At 68.3% G+C, this 12452-nt stretch carries 10 protein-coding genes and 1 tRNA gene; 2 read left to right on the plus strand and 9 right to left on the minus strand.

What is annotated here, in order from left to right; genetic code table 11:
• Positions 1-26: 26 nt before the first annotated feature.
• Complete coding sequence (gene hrpA / locus ACE3T8_RS09095) at positions 27-4010, minus strand: ATP-dependent RNA helicase HrpA (protein WP_374608655.1); 3984 nt, start codon at positions 4008-4010, stop codon at positions 27-29.
• A gap of 94 nt (positions 4011-4104) precedes the next feature.
• Here hrpA and ACE3T8_RS09100 point away from each other — a divergent pair, with 94 nt between their 5' ends.
• Complete coding sequence (locus tag ACE3T8_RS09100) at positions 4105-4692, plus strand: Dps family protein (protein ID WP_374608657.1); 588 nt, start codon at positions 4105-4107, stop codon at positions 4690-4692.
• A 117-nt stretch (positions 4693-4809) separates the two neighbouring features.
• Positions 4810-6627: a DNA helicase RecQ gene (gene recQ / locus ACE3T8_RS09105; RefSeq protein WP_374608659.1), complete on the plus strand. Its 1818-nt coding sequence runs from the start codon at positions 4810-4812 to the stop codon at positions 6625-6627.
• A gap of 126 nt (positions 6628-6753) precedes the next feature.
• Here the strand turns inward: recQ and ACE3T8_RS09110 are convergent.
• The 8 genes from ACE3T8_RS09110 to tolR form a co-directional block, all read right to left on the minus strand.
• Positions 6754-6828 (minus strand) — tRNA-Lys (locus ACE3T8_RS09110).
• Positions 6829-6862: 34 nt separating this feature from the next.
• Positions 6863-7573, minus strand: coding sequence for a 7-cyano-7-deazaguanine synthase QueC (queC, locus tag ACE3T8_RS09115; protein ID WP_374608661.1), 711 nt, complete (start codon positions 7571-7573; stop codon positions 6863-6865).
• Positions 7570-8259: a 7-carboxy-7-deazaguanine synthase QueE gene (gene queE, locus ACE3T8_RS09120; protein ID WP_374608663.1), complete on the minus strand. Its 690-nt coding sequence runs from the start codon at positions 8257-8259 to the stop codon at positions 7570-7572. The genes queC and queE overlap by 4 nt, the downstream gene beginning before the upstream one ends.
• A 9-nt stretch (positions 8260-8268) precedes the next feature.
• Entirely contained in the window at positions 8269-9066 is a 798-nt protein-coding gene (gene ybgF, locus ACE3T8_RS09125) for a tol-pal system protein YbgF (RefSeq protein ID WP_374608665.1), read from the minus strand.
• Positions 9066-9575 carry a peptidoglycan-associated lipoprotein Pal gene (gene pal / locus ACE3T8_RS09130; RefSeq protein WP_374608748.1) on the minus strand — a complete coding sequence of 170 codons (510 nt, stop codon included), beginning with the start codon at positions 9573-9575 and terminating at the stop codon, positions 9066-9068. The genes ybgF and pal overlap by 1 nt, the downstream gene beginning before the upstream one ends.
• A gap of 115 nt (positions 9576-9690) precedes the next feature.
• Positions 9691-10998 (minus strand): Tol-Pal system beta propeller repeat protein TolB, encoded by a 1308-nt coding sequence (gene tolB, locus ACE3T8_RS09135; protein WP_374608667.1) that lies wholly within the window; start codon positions 10996-10998, stop codon positions 9691-9693.
• Positions 10999-11092: 94 nt separating this feature from the next.
• Positions 11093-11935, minus strand: coding sequence for a TonB C-terminal domain-containing protein (locus ACE3T8_RS09140; protein WP_374608669.1), 843 nt, complete (start codon positions 11933-11935; stop codon positions 11093-11095).
• A gap of 62 nt (positions 11936-11997) precedes the next feature.
• Complete coding sequence (tolR, locus tag ACE3T8_RS09145; RefSeq protein WP_374608671.1) at positions 11998-12447, minus strand: protein TolR; 450 nt, start codon at positions 12445-12447, stop codon at positions 11998-12000.
• Positions 12448-12452: the final 5 nt, after the last annotated feature.

The following is a 12452-nucleotide window of genomic DNA, read 5'->3' on the forward strand; positions in this document are numbered from 1 at the left end:
GACGCGGCCAGCGCCGATCCGGGGTTTCATCCGGTTTTTTGCAGGCGTTCCAGCCGCGCCGCCAATCGCTTCGGCGAGACCCCGCCCTTCACGCCGAGCTCCTGCGCGAACAACTGCACGCGCAGCTCCTCCAGTTCCCAGCGCAAGGCCACGGCCTCGAAGTGCGTTGCATCGGCCGCGGCCAAGGCGGACAGGAACGGCGCCAGCTCCAGCATCCGCTGCTGGTCGCGCACCGGATCGCGTTGCGCGCGTTCGGCGCGCAGCGACATCGCCTTGAGGTAGCGCGGATAGTCGGCCAGCACCTCGGCCGGCACGTCGCGCAGGAAGCCGGGCGGCACCAGGCCTTCCAGTTGCGCCTGCAGGTCGTCGAGGTTGGCGCGCGCCCAACCGATCAGCTTCGATTCCAGTTTCGCCCGCACCTCCGCGACCAGGCCCAGGATCGCTTCGGCCTGCTGCAGCCGGCGCATCGCCTCGGCGAACACGCCCTTGCCGATGGCCTCGCGACGCAGCGCGAAGGCATCGGCATCGCGGATCGCCAACAGGCCTTCCGATGCGAGCGCGGCGAATGCGCCGTCGACCAGGTCGGCGCGCAGGCGATCCGCATCCTTCAGGCCATCACGACGTGGCGATGCGGACTCGATCGCTGCATACAGCAGCGAGGTCTTCGGCGGCACCGGCAGTTGCCGGCGCGCCTGTTTCAACTTGTCCGCCAGCGCGATCGCCAGCAGCCGGCGTACGCCCTGCGGATGCAGGCGCTCGGCGACCTCGCGCTGCGCGTGCACGGCGAGCGAGGCGGCGTCGCCATCGTCCTGCAGCGCGGGATACGCCGGCACGCCGCCTGCGCCAGGCACGCTCACCGGCACCGGTTGGATCGGGAACTCGGTCAATCCCGCCTGCGCCATGCCTTGCGCCGCGTGGCGGGCGAAGGCCTCGGCGGCACGACTGCCGAAGCGGGTGCGCAAGTCCGCCAAGTCGCGCGATTCCGCGAGCACGCGCTTGCCGTCGCTGTCGAACAGGCGCAGGTTCGCGCGCAGGTGCGCATCGATGCCGGCCGGATCGAAATCCAGCGCACTCACCTCCACGCCTGAGAGCTTCTTCAGGAATCGCGCGAGCGCACCTTCGATGGAATCCGCTTCAGGCGCGGCATGCGCCTCCGCGAACGCACGGCCGAAGTCCGGTGCCGGCACGAAATTGCGGCGCAGCGCCTTCGGCAGCGACTTGATCAGCGCGGTTGCCTTGTCGGCGACGAAACCGGGCGCCAGCCACGACAGACGCGCGTCATCGAGCGCATTGAGCAGGTGCAGCGGCACCGCGACGGTCATGCCGTCGTCGATCGCGCCCGGATCGAAGCGGTACTGCACGGCCAGCCGCGCGCTGCCCAACGCGATGTAGGCCGGATACAGCGCGGCATCGGTCTGGTCGACCACCAGCAGGTCGTCGCGCGACCACTCCAGCAGGCCCTTCTGCTCCTTCGGCAACTTCGCGACCCACGCATCCAGCGCCTGCGCGTTGTGCACATGCGGCGGCAGCCGGTCCAGGTACCAGCGCGCCTGCCAGTCCTCGTCCACCACCAGGCCGACGCGGCGCTGCTTGGCTTCCTCTTCCTTCGCCTGTTCCAGCGTGCGCAGGTTGCGCGGCAGGAACGGGCTGCGGGTGTTGATCTCGCCGGTGAGCAGGGCATCGCGCACGAAGATGACGCGCGATTCCTCCGGGAACAGCCCGCCGTAATGCACGGGCTTCTTCGGTGCCAGCACCAGCCCGAACAGGCTGATCTGCTCGCTGCCCAGCACCCGCCCCTGCGCACGCGACCAGTGCGGCTCGTGATAGCGGCGTGCGAGCAGGTGCGGCAATTCGGCGATGGCCCAGTCCGGCTCGATCGCGGCATTGGTCAGCGACCAGACCTTCTCCGTATCCAGCAAGGTCGCCGACAGCACCCACGGTGGCGGCTTCGATGCCAGGTTGGAACCGGGGAACAACTGGAACTTGCGACCGCGTGGGCCGTCGTAGACGCCGCGGTCGCCACGGTTGCCCAGATGCGTGGGCAGGCCGGCGATGAGGGCGCGATGCAGCTCGGCGAAGGGAAAACCCCGGTCAGAGCCGTGGGAAATGGTGTCAGGGACAATTTCTCCGGAAATTGTCCCTGACACCATTTCCCAGCCCAGCTCCTCGCACTGCAGCTTCAGCTGCCGATGCAGTTCCCACCATTCGCGCAGGCGCAGGAAGCCGAGGAACTGCTTGTCCGCCCATTTGCGCAGCTGCGACTGGGTCAGGTCTTCATGCGCCTCGCGATACGCCTGCCACAGCTTGAGGATGCCGACGAACTCGGACTTGGGATCGGCGAACTGCGCGTGCGCGGCATCGGCGGCGCCACGTGCATCGGACGGGCGTTCGCGCGGGTCCTGGATGCCGAGGAAGCTGGCGATCACCAGCATCTCGCGCAGCACGCCATGCGCGTTCGCGGCGACCAGCATGCGCGCCAGCTTCACGTCGACCGGCAGCTTCGCCATCGTCCGGCCGATGGCGGTGAGCTTGCGCTGGGCATCGACGGCACCGAGCTCGTTCAACTGCTGCCAGCCGTCGGCGACCGCGCGGGAATCCGGCGGCTCCAGGAACGGGAAGGCTTCGATATCGCCGAGACCCAGCGACAACATGCGCAGGATCACCCCGGCCAGTGCGGCGCGGCGGATTTCCGGATCGGTGAACTCGGCGCGCGACGCGAAATCGGCTTCGGCATACAGGCGGATGCAGGTACCGGGTGCGATGCGTCCGCAACGGCCGGCGCGCTGGTTGGCGCTGGCCTGGCTGATGGCCTCGATGTGCAGGCGGTCGAGTTTCTGCCGCGGGCTGTAACGCTTGACCCTAGCCACGCCGGGATCGACCACGTAGTGGATCCGCGGCACCGTCAGCGAGGTCTCGGCGACGTTGGTGGCCAGCACGATCCGCCGCTGCGAGCCGGGATGAAACACGCGATCCTGGTCCTTCGCGGACAACCGTGCATACAGCGGCAGCACTTCCGTGTGGCGGTACTTGCGTTTCTCCAGCGCCTGGTGGGCCTCGCGGATCTCGCGTTCGCCGGGCAGGAAGATCAGGGTGTCGCCGATGCCCTTGTCGCGCATGATTTCGTCGCAGGCGGCGACGATGCCGTCCAGCATCGAGCGATCGCCGCTGCGCGTGGTGGCCACGTCGCCAGGCTCCGTGCCCAGTTCCTCGAGCGGGCGATAGCGCATCTCCACCGGATAGCCGCGGCCTTCCACGTTGACCACAGGCGCGCCACCGAAATGCGCGGCGAAGCGCTCGGTGTCGATGGTCGCCGAGGTGACGATGACTTTCAGGTCGGGGCGCTTCGGCAGCAGTTGCTTGAGGTAGCCCAGCAGGAAATCGATGTTGAGGCTGCGCTCGTGCGCCTCGTCGATGATCAGGGTGTCGTATCGCGACAACCAACGGTCGTTCTGGATTTCCGCCAGCAGGATGCCGTCGGTCATGAACTTGATCGCGGTCTGTTCGCTGACCGCATCGTTGAAGCGCACCTGGAAGCCGACCGCGCCACCTAGTTGCACCTGCAGTTCCTCGGCCACGCGCCGCGCCACCGAGCGCGCCGCGAGTCGCCGCGGCTGGGTGCAGCCGACCATGCCGGCGGCGCCGCGCCCGGCGAGCAGGCAGAGCTTGGGCAATTGGGTGGTCTTGCCGCTGCCGGTTTCGCCGGCCAGCACCACCACCTGGTGCTTGCGGATCAGGGCGACGATGTCGTCCGCATGCGCAGCGATCGGCAGCGATGCATCCACCGCGGCCGTAGGCAGTGCCGCGGCGCGACGTTCGCGCTCGGCGACCGAGGCCTGCAGTTTCGCGCTGAACGCGTTACGCAGCGCGTCGTCGCCCGACTTGGTGTTCCACTTCGCCCACAGGGCCAGCAGGCGGCCACGGTCGCGGGTCAGCGCGCCGTCGATGGCGCGCCGGGCCTGTCCCGGGGTCGGAGTGGATTGCGGCTTGGAATGCGGGTTGGTCGACGCCATGGATCGGATGCGCTGCGGATTTTCATGGTCTGGAAACATCCAGGGCGCGTATTGTCGCCGCAAGTCCCCCAACAATCCCTCACGAGGCCACGCCATGTCCAAGAAGCACGCCAATCAAAAGGCCGCGAAGCCGGCAAAAGCAGACAAGCCCGCCAATCCCGTCGCGTCCGCCGCGATCCCGACCGCTCCGCATGCGGATGGCGCCCCGGGCATCGACATCGGCATCCAGGCGAAGGACCGCGCGAAGATCGCCGACGGCCTGGCGCGCTTCCTCTCGGATGCGTTCACGCTTTACCTCAAGACCCACAACTTCCACTGGAACGTCACCGGCTCGATGTTCAATGCCCTGCACACCATGTTCGAGGCGCAGTACACCGAACAGTGGAACGCGCTGGACGACATCGCCGAGCGCATTCGCGCGCTGGGCTTCAATGCGCCCGGTTCCTATGCCGAGTTCATCAAGCTGAGTTCGATCCCCGAGGAACCCGGCCTGACCGACACCGCCGACTGGCGCGAAATGGTCCGCCGGTTGGTGGCCGGCAACGAGGCCGTATGCCGCACCGCGCGCAAGGTGCTGGACGTGGCCGACGATGCCGACGACGCGCCCACCGAGGACCTGCTGACCCAGCGCCTGCAGACCCACGAGAAGTACGCCTGGATGCTGCGCTCGCTGCTGCAGTAACGCATCCGCATCCCCGATGAGCCGGGCCCCGAGGGCTCGGCTCATATCGTGTCGGCTCACGGCGCGGCACCGATCTGCGCAGCTGTCCATAGTGGCCTCGCTTGTTACCCTATGCGAATGCCGTCCCCCGCCCTTGCCGAACTCCGCCGCGTCTTCGGCCACGACCGTTTCCGCGGCGAACAGGGCGAGATCGTCGAACAACTGATTGCAGGCGGCGATGCGCTGGTGCTGATGCCGACCGGCGGCGGCAAGTCGCTGTGCTACCAGTTGCCCGCGCTGTTGCGCGATGGCACCGGCATCGTGGTGTCGCCGCTGATCGCGCTGATGCAGGATCAGGTCGAAGCGCTGCGCCAGCTTGGCGTGCGCGCGGCCTTCCTCAATTCCAGCCTAGATGCGCAGACGGCGATGCAGGTGGAACGGCAACTGGCGGATGGCGAACTCGACCTGCTGTACGTCGCACCCGAGCGCCTGCTGACGCCGCGCTTCCTGTCGCTGCTCGAACGCAGCCGGATCGCGTTGTTCGCGATCGACGAGGCGCACTGCGTCTCGCAATGGGGCCACGATTTCCGCCCCGAATACCGCCAGCTGACCCTGCTGCACGAACGTTGGCCGGAGGTGCCGCGGATCGCGCTGACCGCCACCGCGGATGCGCCCACGCGGCGCGAGATCGTCGAGCGCCTCGCGCTGGAGGATGCACGCCAGTTCGTCAGTTCGTTCGACCGTCCGAACATCCGCTACACGGTGGTGGCCAAGGACGACACCCGTCGGCAGCTGCTGGATTTCCTAGACGACCATCGCGGCGACAGCGGCATCGTCTACTGCCTGTCGCGGCGCAAGGTCGATGCCACTGCCGAACTCCTGGCCGAACGCGGCCTGCGCGCGTTGCCCTACCACGCGGGCCTGGAGGCGACGGTCCGCGCCGAGCACCAGCGCCGCTTCCTGCGCGAGGACGGCATCGTCATGGTGGCGACCATCGCGTTCGGCATGGGCATCGACAAGCCCGACGTGCGTTTCGTCGCCCACATCGACCTGCCGAAATCGCTGGAAGGCTATTACCAGGAAACCGGCCGCGCAGGCCGCGATGGCGATCCCGCCGAGGCATGGCTGGCCTACGGGCTGGGCGATGCGGTGCTGCTGCGGCGGATGATCGAGGACGGCGATGCCGGCGAGGAACGCAAGCGGCTGGAGCGCGCGAAGCTCGACGCGCTGATCGGCTACTGCGAATCGACCGCCTGCCGCCGCCAGGCCCTGCTCGCCTATTTCGGCGAGGCGCATGCGGGCGCCTGCGGGCATTGCGACAACTGCCAGCAACCGCCGGCCACCTGGGATGCCACCGAGGCTGCGCGCAAGGCCCTGTCGTGCGCGTACCGCACCGAGCAGCGCTTCGGCGCGGCACACCTGATCGACGTGCTGCGCGGCGCGGACACCGCCAAGGTGCGCCAGTTCGGCCACCAGTCGGTGAGCACCTACGGCATCGGTGGTGACCTTGACGCCAAACAATGGCGCGGCGTGTTCCGCCAGCTTGTGTCCGCCGGCCTGCTGGAGCCCGACATCGAAGGCCATGGCGCATTGCGCCTGACCGCCGGGGCCACTCCGCTGCTGCGCGGCGAACGCCGCCTGCAACTACGCGCGGAACCGCCCAAGCGCGAACGCCGGCGCAACCAGGCCAATGGCGGCGTGCGCATCGCGCCACCCGCCGTCGCACTGCCCGCAGACGCCAACGAGCGCTTCATCGCCCTGCGCACGTGGCGCGCCGAAGCCGCACGCGCACAGAACGTCCCCGCCTACGTGATCTTCCACGACGCCACCCTGCGCAGCATCGCGCTGGAATCGCCACGCGACCTCGACGCACTCGCCGGCATCGGCGGCGTCGGGGCCAGCAAGCTGGAGCGCTACGGACGCGAGGTGATCGCCGCGCTTGAAGCGGCGGGATGAAGCTTGGGGATGGTGGGTCGTGATGGGTGAAAGCGGGCTGCCTGCGAACCATCGGTTCGCGCCCGCTTGAACGCCGCGCGCGCAAGCGAGGGGCCGGTAATACAGCCTTTGATGCATGGCGGGAGATGGTGGGTCGTGATGGATTCGAACCATCGACCTACGGATTAAAAGTCCGCAGCTCTACCACTGAGCTAACGACCCATCGGGTGCCGCGCGGACGGCGCGGGCGCGCATTCTAACCGATGGGCTCGTCGACGTAGCGCGTGGGGTCAGGCACGCCGGCCTCGTCGAAGCCCTGCGCACGCAGGCGGCAGGCATCGCAATGGCGGCAGGCGCGACCGTCGGCATCGGCCTGGTAGCAGCTGACGGTCTGCGAAAAATCCACGCCCAGGCGCAGGCCTTCGCGGACGATGTCGGCCTTGGACATGCGCATCAGCGGCGCGTGCACGCGGAAACGGCTGCCTTCCACGCCGGCCTTGGTGGCGAGGTTGGCCAAGTGCTCGAAGCCCTCGATGAACTCGGGTCGGCAATCCGGATAGCCCGAGTAGTCCACCGCGTTGACACCGCAGAACAGGTCGGTGCCGCCCAGCACCTCGGACCAGCCCAGCGCCACCGACAGCATGATCGTGTTGCGCGCCGGCACGTAGGTGGACGGGATGCCGACGCCGATCTCGTGGCCGTCGTCGTCGGTGGGCACGGCGATGCCGTCCTCGGTCAATGCGGAACCGCCGATGCTGCGCAGGTCCACGTGCACCGTCTTGTGCGCGACCGCGCCGAGCGCGTTCGCCACGCGCGCGGCGGCATCCAGCTCGGACGTGTGACGCTGGCCGTAGCGCACGCTGAGCGCATGCGCATCGAAGCCGGCCTCGCGGGCGATCGCCAGCACCACGGCGGAGTCCATGCCCCCGGACACCAAGACCACGGCAGGTTTGCGGGATGCGTTCATCGGCCGGGCTCGTCGTTCCACAGGAGTTTGTGCAGCTGCATCTGGAAGCGCACCGGCAATTTATCCGCGACGATCCAGTCCGCGAGTTCGCGTGCGGGCACCTGCGCGGCGCTGGGCGAGAACAGCACGTCGCAGACGTCGTGCAGGCGATGTTCGGCAACGACGCCCTTCGCCCAGTCGAAATCGGCGCGCGAGCAGATCACGAACTTCACCTGGTCGCGCGGCGTCAACAGCGGCAGGTTGCTCCACAGGTTGCGATCGACTTCGGCGGAACCCGGGGTCTTGATGTCGAGGACACGCGACACGCGCGCATCGACGCCGGAAATGTCGATCGCCCCCGAGGTTTCCAGCGACACGTCGTAGCCGGCATCGCATAACTTCGCCAGCAGGGTCAGGCAGCGCTTCTGCGCCAGCGGCTCGCCGCCGGTCACGCAGACATGGCGGGCGCCGTGCGAGGCGACTTCGGCCAGGATCGCGTCGATGTCCCACCACTGCCCGCCGTGGAACGCGTAGGCGGTGTCGCAATACTGGCAGCGCAACGGGCAGCCGGTCAGGCGCACGAACACGGTCGGCCAGCCGGCGTCGCGGGCTTCGCCCTGCAGGGACAGGAAGATCTCGGTGAGTTTCAGCCGCTCGGGCTGGAGCTGGGTCGCCGATGCGGCGGCCGCATCGGCGACGGCGTTCATGGGCCTAGTTTAACGGGCGCCGGTCAGTTGCATCGCGCGCAGGCGGTCGTCCGCGGTGCGCGCGACATCGGAATTCGGATAGCGCTGCAGGACCTGGCGCAGGGTGGTCTCGGCGGCGGGATACTGCTTCAGCCCGTACTGGGACAGGCCCAGCTTGAGCAGCGCACCCGGGGCCTTGTCGTGGGTCGGGAAGCGATCCAGCAGCGACTGGAACTGGTCGCCGGCCAGCGCGTAGTTTTGGGTGACGTAGTAGCTCTCGCCCAGCCAGTACATCGCGTTGGGCGCGTACTGCCCACCGGGGAACACCGCGAGGAAATCGCGGAAGCGGCGCGAGGACTCGACGTAATCGCCGGACTTCAGGGCCTCGAACGCATGGTTGTAGGCGCTGCGCTCGTCCATCCCGGCCATCGCACCCGACACGGGTTCGGATGCGGTGACCGTGCCGGCGGATGCGACCGGTGCCGGTTGCATCGGTGCTGGCGACGGCGGCAACGAAGAGGATGAAGACGACGCCGGTGCCCCGCCCTCCAGCCGGTTGAGCCGGCCATCGAGGTCGAGGTATTGGCTGCGCTGGCCCTGCTTGGCCTGTTCGAGTTGCTGCTGCAGCTCCTCGATCTGCCCACGAAGCGCCTGCACCTCGCTGCGCAGCTGGGTCATCTGGTTGACCAGTTCGGTCGCGCCCTGGTCGCCGGCAGCGCGCTGTTCCAGCACGGCCACGCGGTCCGCCAGGCTTGCCCGCTGAGCCAGCGCCAGCGGCGATGCACTGAGCATCGCCGCCAACACGACCGCCGTGGTTGCGACGCGCATCACTTGGCGCTGTAGACCAGTTCGACGCGACGGTTCTGCGACCAGCAGCTTTCGCCACCTTCGTTGCAGACCGGACGCTCTTCGCCGTAGCTGACCACGGTCTGCTGGCTGGCGGAGCCGCCGCTGGCCTGCAGCGCGGAGGACACCGCATTGCCGCGGCGCTCGCCCAGGCCCAGGTTGTATTCGCGGCTGCCGCGCTCGTCGGCATTGCCTTCCAGGCGCAGGCGCGCGGTCGGGCGGTCGCGCAGGTACTTGGCATGGCAGGCCATCGCGGCCTGGAATTCCGGCTTCAGCGCATCCTGGTCCAGGTCGAAGTAGACGACGCGGTTGCGCAGGCAGGCATCGGTATCCAGGTCGTTCGGGCCATACGCGCCGGGACGCGTCGCGCCACCGTCATCGACCGGCGTGGTGGTGGTGCCGGTGCTCGCGCCCGTGTCGGTCGGCGGGGTTTCCTTGACCTTCTTGCTGCAGCCGACGGCGATGACGGAGGCCAGGGCAGCGAGCAGCATGGTACGGGCGATGCGGGAGGCGGATGCGTTCATGGGAGTTCCTCGTTCGACAAATCGGTTCAGGGGCCTGAATGGGCTTGCAGTCTAGTCCGGCGACGTTAGCGATGCGCGACGGTCAGCGCTTGCGATAGGGCGACCAGGCGGGCTCGCGGACATCACCTTCGGCCAGCACCAGGCGCTGGCGCACGCGGCCATCGGCGGACACCGCGTAGAGCACGCCGCGGCGGCCTTCGCGGGCGGCATACAGCACCATCGCGCCATTCGGGGCGAAGCTCGGCGATTCGTCCAGCGAGCCCGGCGACAGCAGGCTCCAGCGCGGGCTGCCCAGGCTGCGGTCAAGCAAGGCGATCCGATAGGTATTGCCCGCGCCCTGCGCCACCGCGATCTTCTTGCCATCGAAGCTGACCGACGGGCTGGCGTTGTAGCTGCCCTCGAAGCTGATCCGGGTCGCGCTGCCGCCGCCGGCCGAGGCCTGGTAGAGCTGCGGGCGACCACCGCGATCCGAGGTGAACACCAGGCTGGCGCCGTCCGGGCTCCAGGTCGGTTCGGTGTCGATGCCGAAGTGGTTGGTCACCTGGGTGAGGTGCTTGCTGCCCAGGTCCATCACGTAGATGTCCGGATTGCCGCCCTTCGAGAGGGTCAGCGCCAACCGGTTGCCATCCGGCGAGAAACTCGGCGCACCGTTGATGCCGCGGAAGCTCGCGACCTTTTCACGCGAGCCGCTGGCGATGTCCTGGATGTAGACCGCCGAGTTGCCGCCTTCGAAGCTGACATAGCCCAGCCGACGCCCGTCCGGCGCCCACGACGGCGACATCAGCGGCTCGGTGGAATTCACCACCGTGCGCGGGTTGAAGCCGTCGGAGTCGGCGACCATGAGTGCGTACCTCGCATTGCGGCCCAGCCCGCTCGAGGTCACGTAGGCGATGCGGGTCCAGAACGCGCCGGGCACACCGAGGATCTTCTCGTACACCGCATCGCTGATCTGGTGGGCCACGTCGCGCATCGCGCCGGCCGGGGCGGTCAGCGCGAAGCCGAGCAGGCGCTGCTGCTTGGCCACGTCGAACAATTCGTATTCGACCCGGTAACCGTCGCCGCTCGGGATGCTGCGACCGACCAGCAGGAAGTCCTGCTTGAGCATGCGCCACGTGGGATACGCGACTTCGCTGCCCTGGGTCGGGCGTTCCGGCAAGCCGGCTTCGGCGATGGTGCGGAACTGGCCGGAGCGGGCCAGGTCGGCGCGGATGATGTCGTCGACATCGGTCTCGCCGGTCTCGCCGCCGAACGGCACCACCGCGATCGGAAGGGCCGCGGCATTGCCGCCGACGATGTCGATTTCCAGCCCGCCACGCGATTGCGCGGATGCCGCGAACGCCGGGGCCAGCAGGAAGAGGGAAACGAACAGGCGACGGGCAATCCGGATCATGCGGCCTCGCGGGCGGTCGACAAGATGAACAGGGTCGCCCATCCGGTGTGAAAGTGGATGAACGGCGACGGACCAAGCCGCCATCTTCGGCGATTCAGAGGTCTTCGGCGCGGAACTTGAGCACGGGGTTGCGCTCGAACACGTCCTCGAAGCCGGCATACGGCAGCGGCGAAGCCTTCAGCACGGCTGCTTCGACCGAACGCCGGCCTTGTTCGTCGTAAGGACAGCTGGGCGAAATCTCCACGGACACCACTTCCCCGCCCGGGATCTGCCGGATCAGGACCTGGCAGACCTGGCCCAGCTTCACCGACTCCGGTCGCGTCCACTGGCGCAGGATCGCGTTCATCAGGGCGACCTGATAGCCCGCGCTTTCCCGCAGGCGACTGTCGGGATTGCCCGGCGGCGGCCGGGTCGGCGTGGCGGCGCTGTTGCGCGCATCGTTCAACTGCTGGGCGCGCTGCTCGGCCATCGTGCGTTCCTGCACGGCCAGGGCACGTTGCCGGCGGATTTCCGCCAGCGCCTGCATGCGTCGACGCGCGTCCAGTTCGGCCTGGTCCGGCGCCTTGCGCTGCTCGTCCTGCTCCTGGTCGACCTTGGCCACCTGCGCGGAGTCGGCATCGCGTTGCACGCGCTCCTGCTCGACCGGCGCGGGATCGGGCTCGGGCGGCGGCAGTTCGTCCACCGGCGGCTCGACCACGGGCTCCGGCAAGGGCTCGGGTTCCGGCGGCAGGGGTTCGGGTTCGACGATGGGCTGCGGCAGCGGCTCGGGATCGCGACGCAATGCGCGCTGCATGCTGGCGCTGAGGTCGGATGCCGTGGCCAGGTCGGCGGAAACCGCCTCGCCTCGCGCGGCCTCGGCCACCGTCTCCCGCGGCAAGTACATGCTCGCGAACAGCAACGCCAGCAGGCCAAGATGCAGGCCGACTGCCTGCAACACCGCCGTACTCACGCGGGCACTGGATTCCCGCCCTGCCTGCAGGCTGCCTCGGCGATCTGCGCTCACTTGCCCGCGCTACCCGCCGTCTGGTCGCCCATCAAGCCGACGCGGCCGATCCCGGCACGTTGCAGGTCCGCCATCACGCCCAGCACTTCCGAATAGCGGGCGTCACGATCGCCTGCAACGTAGACCACCAGATCGGGGTCTGCGCTCTTGAAGCCTTGCACCATGCTCACCAGTTGCTCGCGGGTCACCCCGCGCGGCCGGTCCTGGCCTTCGTGCATCAACGCCAGGTTGCCGTCCTTGTCGACCTGCACCACCACCGGATCCTTCTTCTTGGTGTCCAGCGCCTTGGCATTCGCCTGCGGCAGGTTCACGTCCACGCCCACGTTGAGCAGCGGGGCGGTGACCATGAAGATGATGAGCAGCACCAGCATCACGTCGATGTACGGCACGACGTTGATCTCGGACTTGAGCTTGCGGCGCTTGCGATGGATCGCGATTCCGGCCATGGAGG

It is taken from the genome of Thermomonas sp. (assembly GCF_041919455.1).
Lineage (GTDB): Bacteria > Pseudomonadota > Gammaproteobacteria > Xanthomonadales > Xanthomonadaceae > Thermomonas.